The sequence below is a fragment of the Chryseobacterium balustinum genome, from assembly GCF_900168205.1.
GTDB classification, from domain to species: domain Bacteria; phylum Bacteroidota; class Bacteroidia; order Flavobacteriales; family Weeksellaceae; genus Chryseobacterium; species Chryseobacterium balustinum.
The window spans coordinates 454,350-473,763 of the sequence record NZ_FUZE01000001.1; the positions used below are offsets into that span (position 1 = coordinate 454,350).

A 19,414-nucleotide genomic window follows, 5' to 3' on the forward strand; every position below is an offset into this window, starting at 1 on the left:
TAAATTTTAATTTTTTACTATCATTTTAATACTGGCGAGATTGTGATTCTTGCTATCGTTCACTTGTACCATGTAAGTACCGCTTAGAAGTTTTTCTTTTAAAGAGATGTGTTGTGACTTGTTTTTTTCTAATATTTGAGAGTGCACCAATTTTCCAGTCATGTCATACAGCTTAAGAGTGCAGATTTCTTTTTCCAATATATTGCCTTTTAATGAAAAATTACCATTATTGGGGTTGTTGTAAAGTGTCAGTTTTTCAGGTTTATTATTCTCAGATGTAGAAAGATTCTTAAGGTCAAATTTTGCCACAAAAGCAACATTCTTTTTTTGGCTGTTTGGGTCTATGATTTGTGGTTGCCAACTATTTGGAGTTGAATAACCCGTGGTAGCAAGTGTTTCTCCGTATAAATATAAAGATGAATTATTAACAGCGATGTTTATAGGAAGATTATAGCCAAGACTTGAATCTCCATAATAAGAGGCCCAGATTCTTTGTCCGTTACTATTGAATTTTACAAAAAATTGATTGGTAGCCAAATTTGTATTTAATGTTGGTGATGATTTGTAGGTTTCTGGTGTTGCCAGATTATTTCCAAGTCCGTATGTCCAGCCCGTAATATAAATGTCATTTCCGTTTAAAGCGAGCGGTTGCATACAAGAGTAAGCCTGGTCTAAACCGGTACCCCCAAAATAAGTACTCCAGATGCGTTCTCCAGAATAATTAAATTTACTAAGAAATAAATCATAACTTCCAGCATTCGTTGCTTGGTGCGTTCCCGAAGTTCCGAAGTAGCCTTGTGTAATGGTATTAGATTGTGCATCTCCCATTACATAAACTCCGGTTTCGTTAACGTCTATACTGTTGATTCTACTGGATCCGTCAGAATGCCCATAATAAGTGCCCCATAGTCTTGTGCCGTTTTCTGCATTGAATTTTTGAAGGTTAAAATTAGCAGGAGCCGTTTGGAATGCATTTGTAGATGAAATGTTGTATTGATTGCCTGTTGGTTCTTGTCCTCCTACAATATATAGTGAATTGTTATAATATTTTAAATTATAAATTTGGCTAGGGAAATAAGTGCCCCAGATTTTCTCACCATTGGAGTTTAATTTTACAATGTATCCATTAAAAATTTCAGTAGTTTGATTGTATAAAAGTTGATAAGTGTCTTGAAATGTACCCGGAGTTGCAATATTTTGTTTAATATCACTGGAGCCTGCAAGATAAATATTTCCCGATTCGTCTTCAGCAATACTTATGTTAGTATGAAGATTATAAATATAAGTTTGATTACCTACAGGTAGATAAGTTGCCCAAAGCAAAGTGCCATTTGGGGAATGTTTGGCTAAAACTGTACCTAATTGTGGGTGATTGGCATTTTGCAGCCAGGCATTTTGTGTCGGTGTAACGGGTAGATTAATTATTGTTGCAGCATACTCATAATAATGATTGTTGTTATTATCAATGTATTTTAGTTTTTTCTTATAGCCGTCATTGTCTAGTAAATAATTGTAATATTCATAAGTTTGTACATTGCCAGAGGGGTTCAGTTTGGCAGCGACGGTATTGGTTGTATTCATTATCAATGGGTTTATTTTAAAACCCTGGCCGCCATTTCCAACCCTAAACTGATCATAATAAGAAGTGGGGTAGTTGTTGGGATATCCTCTTGCTGTACCAGTAAGATGAATGTTATTTTGGTTGTCAAATAGCATAGTCTTCGTAGCGCTTTCTGTCCATGATGTTACATCTACGGGACCAATGTAAGTACCCCAGCTTCGTGAATATTCAAAGCTCTGAGCGTTAAATGAGATAAATGCAATGAGATTGAGAAAAGATAATAGAATTTTCGACATATTTGATGTTGTTTTGTGAGTTTAATTGTAAAAGTATAAAAAATATTGAATATTTCCCCGGTTATTGATGTGGTTTTGTTTGTGGTTTTTCTTTTTAGAATAAATTGTAGTTATGTTTTAAGGCATTTATTTTGAGAATATTATATTAAAATAAAGCCCGCCTCCAAATTTGGAAACGGGCAACATATGAATGAATAGTTATAATATTATCTTGTACAGTTGGCTCTCCAGGTTTTACCATCTGCAGTGTAAATCATCTTAAGTTCGTTGTTGTCAATTCTTACGTAAACAAGCGCATTAGAATTCACCATTACTAAAGTGTTATCACCTTGTTTTTGAAATTCTAATCCGTTAAGGTCAGGAATTCCGTTAGAGAATCTAAAGTTGTACTTCGTTCCGCTTGCGATTTTCGTAACGAAAACTTCGCCATTATCCGTTGCAATATCATTGTCGTTATCATTGTATGAAATGCTTCCTTTATAAGTTCCTGCGAAAAAATCATTGTCTGCCGGGTCATCATCATCTCGGCACGACGAAAGTGAAAAGGCAGTAAAAAGAAGCACAAAAACTCCTAGAATTTTGAATACATTTTTCATAATATTTTATTTTTTGGTTTATAAACTGAGAAGTTCCAAAGATTATGCCCTAAAGCTAATGCCTTAATTTTTTTAACTTATTTTAAAACATTTTGTATTGATATTAAGAAATGGGTTCTTTTATGTTAAAATTTGATTGAATTGTTGAATTTTAAAAAATAAAAAAATAACGTATCTTTGATGAAATCAAACGGTTTCGGAGCTCTCCCGAAATCGATTTTGTCGTTTTATACCTACATTATTTATGCAGTTAAAAAATATCAGCGAAAAGTTCCTTCCCGATTTACTAAAAAATGAATTTGGAAAAGAAATTTTCTCACAAATTGATACCCAGCCGCATCTTTCTGTAAGAGGAAGTGCAGGTTCTTCAGCTTCTGTTTTTGCAGCCGAGCTCTTTCTTACTCACAAAAAAACGGTTCTTTTTCTTTCAGATGACAAAGAAGAAGCATTATACATCAACAGTGAAATGGAAGATTTGTTGGGAAAAGAAAGTGTACTTTATTTTCCGGCCACTCACATGGAGCCTTATCAGGTTGAGAAAACTCAGAATGCCAATTTGGTATTGAGAACTGAGGTTTTGAATAAAATAAATTCAGAAAAATCTCCAAAAGTTATTGTCGCTTACATTGGAGCTTTGTCTGAAAAAGTGTTGAAGAAAGAAGATTTTAAAGCGATTTCTCATCAAATAAAAACCGGAGACCATCTCGATTTTGATTTTGTTGATGAATTGCTTAATCATTATCAGTTCAATCAAACAGATTTTGTTTCCGAACCGGGAGAATTTTCTGTACGAGGGGGTATTGTCGACGTCTTTTCTTACTCTAACGAAAAACCTTACCGGATCACTTTCTTTGGAAATGAAGTAGAAAATATTAAAACCTTCGATATAGAAACCCAGCTTTCAGTTGATAAAGTAGACGGTTTTCAATTGGTTTCTAATATGAATTTTTCAGTTTCGGGAACGAGAGTTTCTTTCCTTGAAATTTTGCCTAAAGAAAGTTTCGTTATTTCCAAAAATGGAATTGTTGGTCTTCAAAAGCTGAGAACATTTTATGAAAAATCTTTAGAGAAATTTGAAAATCTAAATAAAGATATTGCGCACAGAAGTCCGCAGGAGTTATTTATTTCGGATGAAGAATTTCTTTTCGATTATAAGAAATTCAAAACCGTTGATTTCAGCAGCGTAGGAATTGAAAGCATAAAATCTCAAGAAGTAAAACTTAATCAAACTGCACAACCTTCGTTTCACAAGAATTTTCAGTTATTAATTGAAGATTTGCAGGAGAAAAAAGAGGAAGGTTATGATATATGGATCTCTTTTTCTACTGAAAAGCAAAAAGAAAGATTGGTGTCTATTTTTGATGAACTGGGACATCAGTTGGCTTTTAAAAGTTTTAAATCTGAACTTCACGAAGGTTTTGTAGATCCCGATCACAAAATTCTGGTCTACACCGATCATCAGATTTTTGACCGTTACCAAAGATACAAAGCGAAAAATACATTTGCCAAATCTGAGCAGCTAACGCTGAAAGATTTGATGTCGCTGAAAGTAGGAGATTATATTGCCCACATCGATCATGGTATCGGAAAATTTATGGGATTGGTAAAAGTCAACAACGACGGAAAAATTCAAGAATGTTTTAAATTGACGTATAAAAATGGAGACTTATTATATGTAAGTATTCATTCCCTTCATAAAATTTCAAAATATAATGGTCCGGATGGAAAAGAGATTGTTCTAAGCAAGCTCGGTTCTCCTGCATGGAAATCATTAAAACAAAAAACAAAAGCGAGAGTAAAACAGATTGCTTTCGATTTGATTAAATTATATGCGGAAAGAAAAACCGCAAAAGGATTCCAATATTCGCCAGATTCTTATCTTCAAAATGAGTTGGAAGCAAGTTTTGCTTATGAAGATACGCCAGATCAGGAAAAAGCAACTCTTGATGTCAAAAAAGATATGGAAGATGAAGGAGTGATGGATCGTTTGATTTGTGGTGATGTTGGTTTCGGAAAAACGGAAGTTGCCATTCGTGCTGCATTTAAAGCGGCTACAGATGGTAAGCAAGTTGCTATTTTGGTGCCCACTACCATTCTGGCTTTTCAACATTACAGAAGTTTCAAGGAAAGATTAAAAGATTTTCCGGTGAATATTTCTTATCTTAATAGATTCCGAACAGCAAAACAAAAATCTGAAACTTTACAAGGGCTGGAAGACGGTAAAATGGATATCGTTATTGGTACCCATCAATTGGCTTCAGATAAAGTAAAGTTTAAAGATTTAGGCTTATTAATTATTGATGAAGAACATAAGTTTGGAGTTTCTGTAAAAGATAAACTCAAAACAATGAAAACTAATGTTGATACCTTGACATTGACTGCAACGCCGATTCCGAGAACTTTACAGTTTTCTCTAATGGCTGCACGAGATCTTTCGGTGATCAAAACGCCACCACCAAACAGACAGCCGGTTGATACGAATATTATTGGATTTAGCGAAGAAATTATTCGTGATGCGGTTTCTTATGAATTGCAGCGTGATGGGCAGGTTTATTTCATCAATAACAGAATTGAAAACCTGAAAGATATTGCAGGTTTGATTCAAAGATTGGTTCCTGATGCAAGAGTTATTACCGCACACGGACAAATGGAAGGGAAGCAAATGGAACAGAACGTCCTGGATTTTATGGATGGAAAATATGATGTTTTGGTCGCAACTACGATTATTGAAAGTGGAGTAGATGTTCCGAATGCGAATACAATTTTCATTAATGATGCGCAACGTTTCGGAATGGCAGACCTACATCAGATGAGAGGAAGAGTTGGGCGAAGCAACAGAAAAGCATTTTGCTACCTTATTACGCCGCCTTTTGATATGATGACTTCCGATGCTAGAAAACGTTTGGAAGCAATTGAACAATTTTCAGATTTAGGAAGTGGTTTCCAGATTGCAATGAAAGATTTGGAAATTCGTGGAGCAGGAGATTTATTAGGAGGCGAACAAAGCGGATTTATTAATGAAATGGGATTTGAAACCTATCAAAAAATGATGCAGGAAGCGCTTGAAGAATTGAAAGATGATGAAAATTTTGAAAATCTTTTTGAAAATGAAGAAGACCGAAATAAGCTTTTCAAATCGGTAAAAGAAGTCAATATCGATACTGATTTGGAACTGATGCTTCCAGATTTTTATGTTTCGAGTACTGAAGAAAGGTTGTCGCTTTATCAGAAATTAGCCGAAATTGATAATGAAAAAGATCTGGAGAAATTTGAATCTGAGCTGAAAGACCGTTTTGGGAATTTGCCAAGTGAAGCTGTTAACTTACTGAAAAGTGTCGCACTGAAATGGTTGGCTGCCGAAATTGGTTTCGAAAAAATTGTAATGAAAAACGGAATTTTCTTAGGCTATTTTCCAAGTAACCCGCAAGATAAGTTTTATCAGACCGATAAGTTCAGACATATTATTTCTTATTTAACTCAAAATCCTGCACAAGCCCAGTTGAAAGAGAAAGCAGGCAAAGACGGAAATAATCTGATGATGCGAAAAGATAAAGTGAAAAATGTAGATGAGGTGAATGTTTTGCTCAAATCTATTTTAGGAATTTAATACTATAAAATATCAATTGTGAAAGTCTAAAAGCTATTTTAGACTTTTTTTTGTTAAAATATTAAAATAAATCCTTTAGTGTTGAAAATGATTTATATTTGTGATACTAATAACTATATAATTTATGACTAAAAATTTATTAAGAGGTTTCACCGTTTTACTTCTTGGTTTTATGTTTTCATGCGATAACACAACCGCAGATCCAATTAATAATACACTTAATAATCCTGGAGGTTCGGGAAGCAGTGGTGGAAGCGCACCAACAATTACCGGACCTCGAATTTTACACAAGGTTATTGTAAATAATGTGACGAATCATGAATTTGTAACTACTGGAAATGTTTTGGAAAAAGCTATTTTTAAAGAAGAAAGCGGCCCTAATTCTTTCTTAGTTGCAACAACGACATACACTTCAGGAAAGATTACAAGAGTGAAGTTTACGCAGGAAGTTAACGGAGCTGTTCCTACGAATGGTTTGTCATACGATTATAATATTACTTATGATTCAGGTGGGAAAATCAATTATACAACTTGTAATACAATGTTGGGAACTATGCCACATTTCAACATGGAATATACTTATACCTATGATAGTTCCGGAAAAATGACGAAGATTGTGGAAAAGAAAAAAATGGGCTCTACTTACACTCACTTTATTAATTATAACCTTACCAATACAGCAGACAATATTACAAAGCTTGTAACAGAAAACGGAGCGACAAGTGATACAGGTGTTCCCGATATGTCTACAGTGATAAGCTACACATATAATTTCTCTTCTTATGACACAAAAATAAATCCTTATACGACTTTACCTAAAACATTTTTTGTGATGTGGAGTTTGCTGCATCCTAACAATTTTTTTGCTTTATCGGCCAATAACCTTATAGATTTTAGTCTCATATTTCCAGCTCCGGCTCCTGTAATTTCTGGAACATATTTCTATTTATATGATACACAGAATTATCCGGTTTCAGCTCAGTCTCAGACTCAGAAGTATATTTATAAGGCTTTATAATGAGTTTTTTATTGTTAGTTTTGCTAGAATATCAATTAAAATATGATTTTTATACAAAAAAAAATTATATTTGTGAAAAAATAAATAATCCCATTACATAATGAAAAGACTTTTCTATTTTATTTTGCTAATAGCAGGTTTTTCTTCAATACATTCTTGTAAAGATTTGACTGATGAAGAAGGAAATCCACTTTTGGATTTGAATGAAAATACAGGTTTGATTGGGCCAAGAGCTTTATCAAGAGAAGTGACCAATGTTGGAATGATTGCCCAATATCAGTATACAGGTTTGCTTCTTACAAAAGTTATTACAGAAAAGGCGTCTATAACCGATGTAGAATGGAGTGGTGATAAAATCAGCAGGCTTACATTTAATGGTTTTCTAGATTTGGATAACGATGGCACAATAGATTCAGATAGTGTTTCTTATACTCAGCAATATACATATGGTAATTTGAGTAAATTAACAATGATTTCTGAAAATAGAACAGTATTTAGAAGAACTCCACCGCCTGTAGGATCTCCACCAGGTACTCCCTCAGGTCCTTATGTTGTTTTTGCAAAAACAAAATCGATGTATAATTTAACGTATAGCTCTACAACATCAAAATTAGCTTCTATTGTAATGAAAAGGGGTGAAGATATTACTTCTTTTGCTTACACAGATTATACTAAAGCGGTGTACAGCTATTTAGGAGATAATGTATCTTCAGTAGCTAAAGAGGTAGGTAAACTTACTGGTGGTACTGTATTTGAAGATCCTGACAAAAAGTTCGTATTCAATTTTAGCAGTTACGATTCTCAAATCAGCGGATATACTTTATTGCCATTCGAATATAAAGTTTCAGTACTTATATCTACGGATATTAATGATGACAGAGGTTTAATCTTGTCACCAAACAGTCCTAAAAGAGCTTCTGCAACAGATATGATACCAGCGATTCCTGTTACTGTTGTAGTTTCTACTAATTATAAGTATGATCCGCAGACGTATATGACTCAAGGATTTGGAATTAATTATTTCTACAAACCTTTGTAATAAATAATTTTTTAAAATATTTAAACTCAATCCTTTTTAGGGTTGAGTTTTTTATTTTAGAACCCTTAATTTTGCAAAAAAATTCTCATGAAATATTTAATTGTAGGTCTTGGAAATAAAGGCCCGGAATACGAAAATACACGTCACAATATAGGTTTTAAAGTTGCAGAAAAAATTGCTGAAACTTTAGAAGCCCCATTCAATACCACCAATTTCGGTTGGATGGCAGAAGGAAAGTATAAAGGAAGGAAAGTCTTCGTTTTAAAACCGGATACTTATATGAACCTTTCCGGAAATGCTGTAAAATACTGGATGCAGAAAGAAAATATTCCTTTAGAAAATGTCATGATTATTACCGATGATCTGGTTTTGCCTTTCGGAACATTAAGAATGAAAATGAAAGGTTCTGATGCCGGTCACAACGGACTTAAAAATATTCAGGAAGTATTGCAGACTCAGAATTATGCAAGGCTCCGTTTCGGTATTTCTGCCGAGTTTTCTGAAGGAAGACAGGTTGATTATGTTCTTGGAACTTGGAATGAAGAAGAACGTGAAAAACTTCCTGAAAGAATAGAGAAATTTTCGAAAGCTTGTCTTTCTTTCGTTTTTGCAGGAATTAATAATACAATGTCTGCTTTTAACGGAAAATAAAAAACAAGTTCGGGCGGAAGCTTTGCTTCCGCCCGAACGATTAATGAAAGATGAATGTTTATTATAACCAAGTTACAACGCCGGTTTCAACGTCATAGTTAGCTCCAACTATTTTAATTTTGCCTTCTTCTTCAAGTCTTTTTAAAGTAGAACTTTGCTTGCGGATCTCATCAATCGCGTTTTTTACATTATGTTGGTTCAGTCGTTCCAAAAGATCCGCATTCGCAGAAGAACGTTCTTCACCATCTTCAATGATTGTATTAATGATTGGATCGAAATGACCGATCAAATGGTTCAGGTTATCCATTCCCAATCCTTCGATTTTAGCAGCATCAAGTCCGCCTTTTAAAGCTCCGCATTTTGTGTGACCTAAAACGACAACCAATTTAGAACCTGCTACGTTACAGCCAAATTCCATAGATCCTAAAATATCCTGATTCACAAAATTTCCTGCTATTCTGATACTGAAAACATCACCCAATCCCTGATCAAAGATTAATTCTGCAGAAGTACGGCTGTCGATACAGCTTAGAACCACTGCAAAAGGCCATTGTCCTTCGCGTGTAGCATTTACCTGCTCCAAAAGATCTCTGTTTGCCTTGAGGTTACCTACAAATCTTTGATTTCCTTCTTTTAAAAAGTTTAATGCTTTTTCAGGAGTAATCGTAGATTGAGTTTCAGATGTATGTGCTTTCATATATTGATTTATTTTTTGAATTATTATTAAAATTAAAGTTAAAAAAAATTGATGAGCTTACATTGCTCTTTTATGGGTAATGACGATGTGAGAGTCTTCATCGGTTTCGTAGTCTCTGTACGAAGTTTTGAAGCCTAATAGTTCCACATTAATATCTTCTTCTTTCGCTCGGATGTTGGCAAAATCCTGAATCATTTCCAGTACATCTGTTGCGATATATGATGTTCCTCTCGCATCAATCTTTACCGTTGAGTTTGATTTTATGTTTTTCAATGTCTTTTTAATAGCAGCTTTATTCAGGAATGATACCTCTTCTGCCAATTTCATCGTAATGCCATCTGCATCAATCAGTTTTTCTCGGCTTAAATAATAAGCACGTTTCATATTTCCTTGCAAAATATAGAAAACCGAGATTGCCAAACCAATTCCTACTCCTTTCAGCAAATCTGTAGCAACAATAGCAACTACAGTCGCTACAAACGGTATAAACTGGAATTTTCCTAAATGCCAGAAATGTTTGAATGTAGCCGGTTTTGCCAATTTATATCCTACCAAAAGTAAGACTGCTGCAAGCGTTGATAAAGGGATTAAATTTAAAATAAAAGGAATGGTCAATACACAAACCAATAGCAAAACTCCGTGAATCATTGCTGAAACTTTCGAAGTCGCTCCTGCATTAGCGTTTGCTGAACTTCTTACCACAACCGATGTCATTGGCAATCCCCCAATAAATGAACTGATTAAATTTCCGATTCCTTGAGCTTTTAATTCTAAATTGGTATCAGTAATTCTTCTCTGAACATCTAATCGGTCTGAAGCTTCTATACAAAGTAGCGTTTCAATTGATGCAACAATTGCAATAGTTGCTCCTACGATCCAGACTTTAGGATTAAGAAAACCGTTAAAATCGGGAAGTATTACCAAATTTTTAAAATCATCAAGACTTTGAGGAACGGGTAAAGAAACCAAATGCTCTGTACCAATTGCTAAAGAACTTCCTGACATTTTAAATGCTTCATTCAGTAAAATTCCCATTGCAACGGCAACTAATGCACCCGGTAGCATTTTTAATCTTTTTAATGCTGGAATCTTATCCCAAGCTAAAAGTACTCCAACAGAAACCAAAGTAACGATGATTGCTCCGGGATGTACAGCGCCCATTAATTCACTGAAATAATTAAAATTGATTCCGTTGGAAAATAATGTTTCATTTCCTTCATAGTCGTTATCAAAACCTAATGCATGCGGAATTTGTTTGATAATGATAATAATTCCGATAGCAGCAAGCATTCCCTCAATTACATTATTTGGAAAATAATTGGAAATACTACCTGCTCTGATGAAGCCTAAAACTAATTGTATAAGACCAGCGATAATACCGGCACAAAGGAATAATTCGAAAGCTCCAAGATCTGTAATTGCAGTTAAAACGATTGCAGTAAGCCCTGCAGCTGGTCCTGAAACCGAAATATTAGAATTACTGAGTGCTCCAACGACTAAACCTCCTACAATACCCGCAATTACACCGGACAATGGTGGTGCACCAGAAGCTAAAGCAATTCCTAAACATAGCGGAAGGGCTACTAAAAACACAACGAGGCCTGAAGGGAAATTTTCCTTTATTCCTCCAAATAATGACTTTGATTTTTTCATGATATTGAAAAATGATAAATGTAACCGATTGATATTTAATTATAAAAAGTATAATTAAAGACATCAGTGATAAAAATTGAATTAATTAAAAAGGGCATCTATTCAACATCAAATCTGATATGAACAATTGCTAATGTATTTCAATTAAGCTTCCGGAGGTGGAGAAAATATGGTAAGAAATGGCGAAAGATGAAAAGAATCATCAATCAGCACAAAAGATCTGCGCTCGAGATCAGGCTCGAAAAACTTCAGAAAATCATGTACGTTTAAAGTCTTTGGTAAAGTCTTTTCGTAAACCGTAAATGATGAATAATGAGAGTGGGTTTCTTCTTCATTTAAAATTACATTCGTTCTCTGTATCTCCCAACCAAAAACCGCAGCGATGCTCGGCAAGGCTGTGAAGTTTAGGATAAACAGTAATGTAATAATACTCCAGAATTTCATTCACTCAATTTTTTAAAGAAAGATTATTTCTTTCTGTTCATAACCCAATCAGAGCTTGTAAGATTGTAAATCTTCTGAATGTCTTTTAAGATTTCCTCAAAATCAATTTCAAGATCGATAATTTTACCTGTTCTTAGGTCAAAAACCCAGCCGTGAACAATAGGATACTCTTCTAAGATATATCGTTCCTGTACACAGGCCATTTTAATTACGTTGATACATTGCTCCTGAACATTAAGTTCTACAAGCCTGTCATAACGTTTACTCTCATCATCGATAGAATCTAGTTCTGCTTGGTGCAGTCTGTAAACATCACGAATATTTCTCAGCCAAGGATTCAAAAGTCCTAAATCCTGAGGCGTCATCGCTGCTTTTACACCGCCGCAATTGTAATGTCCGCAAACTATAATGTGTTTTACCTTCAAGTGCTCTACTGCATATTGTATAACAGCTGTGGAGCTCATGTCTAGGGTATTAACAACATTGGCAATATTTCTGTGGACAAAAACTTCTCCCGGTTTTGCTCCCATGAGTTCTTCTGCTGTCGCTCTGCTGTCTGAACATCCTATGTAAAGGTATTCAGGATTCTGAGTTTTTGCTAGATCCTCAAAGAAGTGGGGATTGTCTGCTACTTTAGATTCTACCCATTTTCTGTTGTTCTCAAAAATAACTTCGTACGAATTCTTCATTAATTAAATTTTAAAGATTATAATTATTTATTTCGTTTAAATTATTTTCGAATTCAATAGACTGAATCAATAATTATGCAAAAATATTAATTTTATAGAATTATCAATCATTTTTAACAAAGTTTAATATAGATAAAAATATGATAAAATTCAGGTTTATACCCTATTGTTAATATATCCTTCGGTAGCATTTTCATTTGGATAAACCTTTGCAGGATTGCCTGTAACCACCGAATTATCCGGAATATCAAAATTCACATACGCATTCGGAGCGATTAAAACATTGTTACCGATATTTATTTTTCCTACAATCACTGCGTTCGGACCAATCCAAACCTCATTGCCAATTACAGGATGACCTTCATTTTTACCTCTGTTTTGCTGTCCGATTGTTACACCTTGAGCAATATTACAGTTTTTCCCTATTATCGTTTTAGGATTAATTACTAAACTTCCCCAATGTCCTAAATAAAAACCTTCTCCAATCTGAGTTTCAGGATAAATCTGAAAACCATATTTGATTTGGAAATGTCTTAAAACAACTTTCCAATAAAGTCCTAAAATAGGGGTCTTACTATACTTTTGAGTTTTTCTTAAAATATAAATAAAATGTAAATTAGGGTTGACACATTTCGTCAAAATTTTAAAAGTAGAAAGCCATTTTCCACTTTCCCGGTAGAAATCTTTTTGTATAGTAGAGTAGTCTGCCATAGAACAAATTTAAAAAATCTAAATGGTCTTAAAGGCAAAAAAGAACAAAAATTAATCTACAAGTCATCAATAATTGAAATGATTTTCTGCACTGAGTTTTCAAGATTAAATGGCATCTCATAATCTTTAAGATTCTCTGTGTATTTTTCAAAATCCTGAGATTCTATCAAAGCTTTTTTCATCCCTGAATAAATTCCTTCTTCAGAATTTTCAACAATTAAGCCTAATTCACCATCATTCAGCATTTCTCTTACGCCTGAAACTTCTGTAGCAACAATTTTCTTTTTTAAAGTAATAGCCTCAAACAAAACGGTCGGGAAACCTTCGTATCTTGAACTTAAAATATAAAAATCAGCCTTGTTAAAATACGGATAAGGATTATCTGTAAAACCCAGCATTGTTGCAGTTTGATCAAGATTGAACTCGGTTTTAAGGTTTTTGATATTTTCAAAATCATATCCGTCGCCAATAATCAGTATTTTGTGTGTAAAACCTTCGTCTAAAAGTTTTTTATGCACTCTCAAAAGCCTGTCAAAACCTTTTTGAGGAAATACAGTTCCTACTGAAATAAAAGTAGGAATTGTCTCGTCAAACTCATAATTGATAACAGGTTTTTCGGCTTTTGTTAAAATTTCTTCAGTATCTAAAGGATTGTAGATTTTAACGATTTTTTGTTTCTCGGTTTCGTTTTCGGCTAATTCAAGAAAAAGTGTTTCTATTTTTTTGGAAATCACCATGATTTTATCAAAAGCGAAGAATTTTTTAATCTCAGTTTTTGTGTATTCTTTCACTTGGGAAAGGTCATTATGAATCCAGACTATTTTTTTTGAAGATTGAAGCGGAGAATTAAGAATTTCATCTCGCATTCCGTGAATCGCTGCAAACTCGATATCGTATTTTTTTCCTTTTAATTTTCCGTTATAAAGAAGAGTAGGGAATTTTTTTAACGCAGTCTGATAAATAACTCTTGCTGTCTTTTTCGGAATATCCTGAATTCTGTTGGTGGTGATCATTTCTCCTTTGTTCAGATAAATGATGTTAATCCAATTGGGAACTTCGCTCAGATATTTCCCGGAATATAAATTTAAAAGCAAATCAATCTCATATTGATCCTGCGGTAGATTTTTCAGAAAAGTTACCAATACTTTTTCTGCACCACCGTGACGAAGTGAACCAATACGAATGAGGATTTTCTTTTTCATTAAAATCTTAAATATTGAATGATTTTTTTCTCGAAGAACTGATGAAGTAAATAACTAAACCCAAAGATTATAGAAAGCATAAAGATATAAAACAATAAATTATAAACCGGATTCTCTAAAAAACCGGGTTTTAGATTAAGATATTCCATCAAAAATTTGTGTACAAACGGATGGAATAAGTATAAAGAAAATGAAATGTTTCCTAAAAAATAAAGAGGTTTAATAACCTTATCTTCTGCATGAAGATCGTAAGCAAATATTATAAAACAGCAAATTCCTATAATTATCATCTGGAGATAAAAATTTGGAATCTTAAAAATTTCTAGCTGAATGAGTAAAAGGATAATAAAACCTAATATTCTTAAATATGGATGTACAGCGAAAACTTTGAAAGAATTTAAAAGAAGACCAATGAGTACCCCAACAAAAAAATAAGAAATAATAGGACTTGCAATAAGTTTCATATAAGAATGGTCAAAACTTAAATGATGGAGGGTGATTTGAATAACAAAAAATAAGCATAATGCCCAATATCTATATTTCTTAAAGAAAAAGCATAAGGCAAAAACGAGATAAAAAAACATTTCAAAATTTAATGTCCATCCCAGGTAGAGAATAGGGAAATTGCCAAAAGGAATAAAAAGTAGAGATTTAATAATTTTTATACAGCTTACATAATTAATAGAGTAAAGAGGATAAATAAAAAGAAAAAACCAAGCTAATGTAAGAACAGTATAAAGTGGTGAGATTCTTATAATTCTTTTTTTTAGGAAAGAAACGACGTTTTTAAATGGGTTTTCAATATTTAAATTTTGCGTTGTATAAACCATAATAAATCCACTGATAACAAAAAAAAATTGCACTCCATATTCACCTGATGGAAAAAGCATCTCCCCAAAATTGCTTGTAATCGTATTATCTAGCCAGCCTTTTGTATGGAAACCGCAAACCATGAATGCGGCAATTCCTCTTAGGTATTGAATATTAAGTAGTTTTTTGTTATTCATCGATAGTATGTTTTCAGATGGCTTTTCTTAGTTTACTTAATTTGAGTAAAAAAGACTTGTACATTTTTAAGATAAGCAAATTCTTGATTTTGATGAAAAAATACAGAATTTTTTGTTTTTTATTGCCATACTTATAGTGAAGTGAGGTAATCGATTTTTCTAAATTGGAAAAGTCTTCTTTTTGGTTTTTAAGATTTTTGTGGATGTTTTGATCTATTCCGGCTTCTAAAATATCCCAGTCGATAGCGTAGAAGTATTTTAACGTAGAGTCTTTTGTAATTTTTGCCCAATTTATGAATTGAGATATTGCATGATGTACTTCAATGTAGTTTTTTACAGGATAATTTCTTTTAGTGCTTAAAGATCCTTCCGTAATTCTGTAATGGTACTTCGCATCGGGTAAAAATCGAATAAAATCTGAGTGCTTTATGTATTCAAGAAAAAAGATAAGATCTTCACCATAGGTTACATTTTTATCAAAAAGAATATTGTTTTTCTGAATGACAGATTGATCATAGAACTTGGCCATTGGCCCGCCACAATATAACAAATCATTATCAGTAAAAAGAGGATCTATATCTGTTTTTATGCTATAGCTTTTGTATTTATAAATGTTTTTTAAAGTGCCGTTTCTATTCAGACTTTGAATAAGCAAAGTATTATTGTTTTCAAAATTGGATGTAAAAATCTCTAAGTAATCAGAATCTACCCAATCGTCAGAATCTATAAAGCAAATCATCTGACCGGAAGAAGCTTTAATACCTGTATTTCTAGAATCGCTTACTCCGGTATTGATTTTATTGATTAAAACAATCCGGGCGTCTGATTTTTTATAGGTTTCCATTATTTCTCTAGAACTGTCGGTTGATCCATCATTAATTAAGATTAATTCAAGATTGCTGTAGGTTTGAGATAATATAGAATCGATACATTTCTCTAAATATAAAGCACTATTATAAACAGGAACAATTATTGAAATGAGCATATTAAAAATTTAAAATTGTTTTCCATTCCTTCAAAGCTGTTTCTTTTTTCCATTTTTCCGAATCTTTAAAGCTTGTTTTTATTAAATTGTTGAGTCTTGTGTTGTTTTCAATTACAGAGGATAATTTTTCAATAAAAAGCGATTGATTATTTAGCGGAATTAAAAAGCCGTTGTTTTGATTAATAATATCTGATGGGCCATAATTACAATCGTAAGAAATAAGTGCATTACCACAGAACATTGCCTCTAGTAATACCATTCCAAATGCTTCATTTACACTTGTAAATAGGAAGATTTTACTTTTTAAGAGTTCGTTTTTGATTTCGTTAATTGGCAAACGACCTGTAAAAGTAACTTTTGATGCTAACCTTTTTTCTTCAACTTGTTTTTTCAAATTTTCCATTTCAGGGCCTTCACCAATAATTTTAAGATGAAAGTCATTTAAATTTATTTGTGAAATTATAGTAATGATTGCACTCACATTTTTTTCTTGATCCAATCTTCCCACATAAATCAACTGGTTTATTTTACTTTCAAAATCAACATTTTTGATGCTTTCAAATGGTTCACCTATAATATTCGGAATTAAATAGGAATTGGGGTTGAGTGTTTTGTAATAATTAAAAGATGCTTTATTAATGCAAACAATTCCAGCTAAGTTTTTATATTTGGGTCTTAATAAATCTCCCCAAATTTTACCACCCACTTCAAAATTAGAGTGCTCCCAAGCAAATGTTTTAGATGCGATTGTTTTATTTACAGAGATTTGTGCAGATAATTTGTACCAGCATGAAATGATAACATCAAATTGAGAGTGATTTTTTTTCAGCCATTGGTTCATCATATCCCATTGCCCAAAATCATAAACATATTTTTTAAGATTGTATCTGTACCTGAATTTTTTTAAATATTTATCCAATAATGGATTGACCTTGTCAAAACCCCAATGTCTAAAAGAATCAACCGTATGAATTTTAATTTTTGGATTAATTTCATAAAAAGTGTGGTCTCCTTCCATCAAAAATAAAATACTTATATCATAATCGTTTTCACAAAGTTCATTTGCAAGATTGATCATAACTCTTGCAACACCACCCGGTTTCAAATTTTGATAATAAATAAAAAGTATTTTTTTTTGCATTCTAAATGAGTTTTGAGAATGGGTAAAGCAGATTTGCCAATACTTTCATTTCAGTGGATTTCAATTCTGAAGTTATTTTTTTTAAAGATCTGCCGTCAACTTTTGAAAATTTCAGATAACCTCCCAGATTTCTTAGAACCGGCATCGGATTGCTCCAAATTTTTGAACTGTACGTATTCAGAAATGCTTTGTAATTTTCGGCAAGGCCAAATGCATTTTTCTTATCATAAAACTGATTAGCGAGGGACTGCTCGTCATCTTTGTCCCGGAAATAAATTCTCGTTACTTCATTAGTGCAGTAATGAAAACCCAGTTTATCAAACTGAAACTGGAAAACTCCTTCAGGAATAAAACCTTTTCCTGAGAGATTTTCAAAATTCAGCTTCATCTTTTTATAAATATCTGTTTTTCCCATTCCCCATTTGTCACCTTTGATTTTGTATTTATATCGCATATCAAAAATACTACAAATGAATGGATCTTTAGGAAATCGGTCTCCAACTATATTTCCAAATTGATCTTCACAAAGTGTTGATACAAATACAATATTTTGATCGTCGTTAATCTGCTCCCATGTATTGACAAGAATTTCCATAGAATCTTTTGGCAAGGCATCATCAGAATCTAAAGGTGAAAAATATTTGCCTTCTGCAAGGTCAATTCCACGGAAAAAAGTTAAAAACTTATGTTGATTTTCCTGATGATAATATCGGATTTTGAAATCAGATATTATCTGAAATTCTTCAACGAGTTCTTTCGTTTTGTCAGTAGAGCCATCATCGATGATGAGCCATTCGAAATCTTTAAAAGTCTGATTCTGTAAAGATTCAAATACCCTCGGTAAAGTATGCGCTCGGTTATAAGTAGGCGTAAGAATGGTGACTAATGGTTTTTTCATCCTTTAAGTTGATATTGTTTCTGAAAAACAGAAGTTACCTGATTGTAAATCTTTTCATTATCAAATTTCTCCACAGACTTCTCCATATTTCTTTTATATTTCTCTGTCATCTCAGTGTTTATGAGAAATAGTTTCATGCCTTCATAAATAGAGTTTTCATCTGGTTCTACAAGATAACCATCAAAATTATGCTCAATCATTTCTGGAATTCCGCCTACGTTTGTACTTACAATCGGAATATTTAATCCCATTACTTCTCCGATGGTTAAAGGATAAGATTCAGACTCTGAAGGTAAAACAAAATAATCAGAATTTTTTATATAAGGATAAGGGTTTATCTGGCTGTCGAGAAGAAGAAATGTACTTTCCACATTAAGATCTTTTGCCTGCTTTTTTAAATTTTCCATCTCTGCTCCACCACCAATTACGACAATAGAATGTAGAAAACCTTCGTCTAAAAGCCTCTTGTGTACTTTCATCAAGGTGTGATAGTTTTTACGACTATGCAGTCTTCCCATAGATGAAAATACAGGAGCTGTATCGTAATGAACAGGAAATTCTAACGCTTTTACCTTGACTTCATCTATTTTTATAGAATTATAAATGATAGAACTTTTAGGATATTCAATCTGATATAAATCTTTGATAACATCGCGGGTTTGCTTAGAACCAAAAATCACCCAGTCAAATTTTTTGAGCGCATTAATTCTGCTTAAAACTCTTTTCTGGTCAGGATCGTAGCCTACATCGGTATGAAACCATGCTATTTTTCTTGATTTTAAAGGGCTTGATAGGATGTTTTCAAATTCTGCATAGGTAGGAGCAATTTCAAGGTCAAAATCCTTTTTAATGATTCTGCGGTATAGTATTTTAGGATTATTTCGGTAAAAAGAGAGAATTATATTTCTTTTAATAAGCTGTAAGGTTCTAAGAAATTTATTGCTGCTCATATCTTCTCTTCCTTTTTGCAGAGTGATGAGATCAATGTCTTTAGGAATACTTTTTCGAAGTTCTCCCTGGTCAATCGTCAGAAAAAAAGTAATGTCAAACAAGTCTCTTGGTAGATTCTCCAACAAATCGAGAAGTACTCTTTCTACTCCTCCCATTTCCATGGAGCGATGACGGAACAGAACTTTTATTTTGTGAGGCATTTGTGTATTTTAAAAAAAATTAATCCTTAAAGAAACAAATATAAGACTGTTTGTGCAATTCTTTTGTA

17 protein-coding genes are annotated in these 19,414 nt (G+C 33.0%); 4 read left to right on the top strand and 13 right to left on the bottom strand.

The genetic code is table 11. The features are described from left to right. Nucleotides 1-6: 6 nt before the first annotated feature. Both B5X64_RS02210 and B5X64_RS02215 read right to left on the bottom strand, forming a co-directional pair. Entirely contained in the window at nucleotides 7-1,857 is a 1,851-nt protein-coding gene (locus B5X64_RS02210; RefSeq protein WP_079463692.1) for a T9SS type A sorting domain-containing protein, read from the bottom strand. A gap of 206 nt (nucleotides 1,858-2,063) precedes the next feature. After that, the gene (locus B5X64_RS02215) at nucleotides 2,064-2,453 is read right to left on the bottom strand and encodes a hypothetical protein (protein WP_079463693.1); all 390 of its coding nucleotides are present in this window, start codon (nucleotides 2,451-2,453) and stop codon (nucleotides 2,064-2,066) included. Between the two features lie 244 nt (nucleotides 2,454-2,697). Between B5X64_RS02215 and mfd the strand changes: the two genes are divergently transcribed. The 4 genes from mfd (at nucleotide 2,698) to pth (ending at nucleotide 8,768) form a co-directional block, all read left to right on the top strand. Continuing rightward, nucleotides 2,698-6,060 (top strand): transcription-repair coupling factor, encoded by a 3,363-nt coding sequence (gene mfd, locus B5X64_RS02220; protein ID WP_079463694.1) that lies wholly within the window; start codon nucleotides 2,698-2,700, stop codon nucleotides 6,058-6,060. 124 nt (nucleotides 6,061-6,184) lie between these two features. Next, nucleotides 6,185-7,078 (top strand): hypothetical protein, encoded by an 894-nt coding sequence (locus tag B5X64_RS02225; protein WP_079463695.1) that lies wholly within the window; start codon nucleotides 6,185-6,187, stop codon nucleotides 7,076-7,078. 100 nt (nucleotides 7,079-7,178) lie between these two features. Next, nucleotides 7,179-8,117: a hypothetical protein gene (locus tag B5X64_RS02230; RefSeq protein ID WP_079463696.1), complete on the top strand. Its 939-nt coding sequence runs from the start codon at nucleotides 7,179-7,181 to the stop codon at nucleotides 8,115-8,117. A gap of 87 nt (nucleotides 8,118-8,204) precedes the next feature. After that, nucleotides 8,205-8,768 (top strand): aminoacyl-tRNA hydrolase, encoded by a 564-nt coding sequence (gene pth / locus B5X64_RS02235; protein ID WP_079463697.1) that lies wholly within the window; start codon nucleotides 8,205-8,207, stop codon nucleotides 8,766-8,768. Between the two features lie 61 nt (nucleotides 8,769-8,829). On the opposite strand, the gene B5X64_RS02240 is transcribed toward pth, so the two are convergent. The 11 genes from B5X64_RS02240 to B5X64_RS02290 form a co-directional block, all read right to left on the bottom strand. Continuing rightward, complete coding sequence (locus B5X64_RS02240) at nucleotides 8,830-9,465, bottom strand: carbonic anhydrase family protein (RefSeq protein WP_079463698.1); 636 nt, start codon at nucleotides 9,463-9,465, stop codon at nucleotides 8,830-8,832. A 57-nt stretch (nucleotides 9,466-9,522) separates the two neighbouring features. After that, complete coding sequence (locus B5X64_RS02245; protein ID WP_079463699.1) at nucleotides 9,523-11,118, bottom strand: SulP family inorganic anion transporter; 1,596 nt, start codon at nucleotides 11,116-11,118, stop codon at nucleotides 9,523-9,525. Nucleotides 11,119-11,262: 144 nt separating this feature from the next. After that, nucleotides 11,263-11,562: a hypothetical protein gene (locus B5X64_RS02250; RefSeq protein WP_074230873.1), complete on the bottom strand. Its 300-nt coding sequence runs from the start codon at nucleotides 11,560-11,562 to the stop codon at nucleotides 11,263-11,265. A 23-nt stretch (nucleotides 11,563-11,585) separates the two neighbouring features. Continuing rightward, nucleotides 11,586-12,251 (bottom strand): carbonic anhydrase, encoded by a 666-nt coding sequence (locus B5X64_RS02255; RefSeq protein WP_079463700.1) that lies wholly within the window; start codon nucleotides 12,249-12,251, stop codon nucleotides 11,586-11,588. Nucleotides 12,252-12,407: 156 nt separating this feature from the next. Further along, nucleotides 12,408-12,962: a serine acetyltransferase gene (locus B5X64_RS02260; RefSeq protein ID WP_079463701.1), complete on the bottom strand. Its 555-nt coding sequence runs from the start codon at nucleotides 12,960-12,962 to the stop codon at nucleotides 12,408-12,410. A gap of 56 nt (nucleotides 12,963-13,018) precedes the next feature. Continuing rightward, nucleotides 13,019-14,164, bottom strand: a complete 1,146-nt coding sequence (locus B5X64_RS02265) for a glycosyltransferase (protein WP_079463702.1) — start codon at nucleotides 14,162-14,164, stop codon at nucleotides 13,019-13,021. After that, on the bottom strand, nucleotides 14,164-15,171 hold the full coding sequence (locus B5X64_RS02270) for an acyltransferase family protein (RefSeq protein ID WP_079463703.1): 1,008 nt from the start codon (nucleotides 15,169-15,171) through the stop codon (nucleotides 14,164-14,166). Before B5X64_RS02270 ends, B5X64_RS02265 begins: the two co-directional genes overlap by 1 nt. A 13-nt stretch (nucleotides 15,172-15,184) precedes the next feature. Further along, nucleotides 15,185-16,156, bottom strand: a complete 972-nt coding sequence (locus tag B5X64_RS02275) for a glycosyltransferase family 2 protein (protein ID WP_079463704.1) — start codon at nucleotides 16,154-16,156, stop codon at nucleotides 15,185-15,187. A 1-nt stretch (nucleotide 16,157) separates the two neighbouring features. Next, nucleotides 16,158-17,297, bottom strand: coding sequence for a glycosyltransferase (locus B5X64_RS02280; protein WP_079463705.1), 1,140 nt, complete (start codon nucleotides 17,295-17,297; stop codon nucleotides 16,158-16,160). Between the two features lies 1 nt (nucleotide 17,298). Then, complete coding sequence (locus tag B5X64_RS02285) at nucleotides 17,299-18,195, bottom strand: glycosyltransferase family A protein (protein WP_079463706.1); 897 nt, start codon at nucleotides 18,193-18,195, stop codon at nucleotides 17,299-17,301. Then, the gene (locus B5X64_RS02290; RefSeq protein ID WP_228418693.1) at nucleotides 18,192-19,346 is read right to left on the bottom strand and encodes a glycosyltransferase; all 1,155 of its coding nucleotides are present in this window, start codon (nucleotides 19,344-19,346) and stop codon (nucleotides 18,192-18,194) included. Before B5X64_RS02290 ends, B5X64_RS02285 begins: the two co-directional genes overlap by 4 nt. Nucleotides 19,347-19,414: the final 68 nt, after the last annotated feature.

Coding starts and splice junctions, on each gene's coding strand:
- B5X64_RS02210 (WP_079463692.1), bottom strand. CDS start 1,857: ATGTCGAAAATTCTATTATCTTTTCTCAATCTCATTGCATTTATCTCA.
- B5X64_RS02215 (WP_079463693.1), bottom strand. CDS start 2,453: ATGAAAAATGTATTCAAAATTCTAGGAGTTTTTGTGCTTCTTTTTACT.
- mfd (WP_079463694.1), top strand. CDS start 2,698: ATGCAGTTAAAAAATATCAGCGAAAAGTTCCTTCCCGATTTACTAAAA.
- B5X64_RS02225 (WP_079463695.1), top strand. CDS start 6,185: ATGACTAAAAATTTATTAAGAGGTTTCACCGTTTTACTTCTTGGTTTT.
- B5X64_RS02230 (WP_079463696.1), top strand. CDS start 7,179: ATGAAAAGACTTTTCTATTTTATTTTGCTAATAGCAGGTTTTTCTTCA.
- pth (WP_079463697.1), top strand. CDS start 8,205: ATGAAATATTTAATTGTAGGTCTTGGAAATAAAGGCCCGGAATACGAA.
- B5X64_RS02240 (WP_079463698.1), bottom strand. CDS start 9,465: ATGAAAGCACATACATCTGAAACTCAATCTACGATTACTCCTGAAAAA.
- B5X64_RS02245 (WP_079463699.1), bottom strand. CDS start 11,118: ATGAAAAAATCAAAGTCATTATTTGGAGGAATAAAGGAAAATTTCCCT.
- B5X64_RS02250 (WP_074230873.1), bottom strand. CDS start 11,562: ATGAAATTCTGGAGTATTATTACATTACTGTTTATCCTAAACTTCACA.
- B5X64_RS02255 (WP_079463700.1), bottom strand. CDS start 12,251: ATGAAGAATTCGTACGAAGTTATTTTTGAGAACAACAGAAAATGGGTA.
- B5X64_RS02260 (WP_079463701.1), bottom strand. CDS start 12,962: ATGGCAGACTACTCTACTATACAAAAAGATTTCTACCGGGAAAGTGGA.
- B5X64_RS02265 (WP_079463702.1), bottom strand. CDS start 14,164: ATGAAAAAGAAAATCCTCATTCGTATTGGTTCACTTCGTCACGGTGGT.
- B5X64_RS02270 (WP_079463703.1), bottom strand. CDS start 15,171: ATGAATAACAAAAAACTACTTAATATTCAATACCTAAGAGGAATTGCC.
- B5X64_RS02275 (WP_079463704.1), bottom strand. CDS start 16,156: ATGCTCATTTCAATAATTGTTCCTGTTTATAATAGTGCTTTATATTTA.
- B5X64_RS02280 (WP_079463705.1), bottom strand. CDS start 17,297: ATGCAAAAAAAAATACTTTTTATTTATTATCAAAATTTGAAACCGGGT.
- B5X64_RS02285 (WP_079463706.1), bottom strand. CDS start 18,195: ATGAAAAAACCATTAGTCACCATTCTTACGCCTACTTATAACCGAGCG.
- B5X64_RS02290 (WP_228418693.1), bottom strand. CDS start 19,346: ATGCCTCACAAAATAAAAGTTCTGTTCCGTCATCGCTCCATGGAAATG.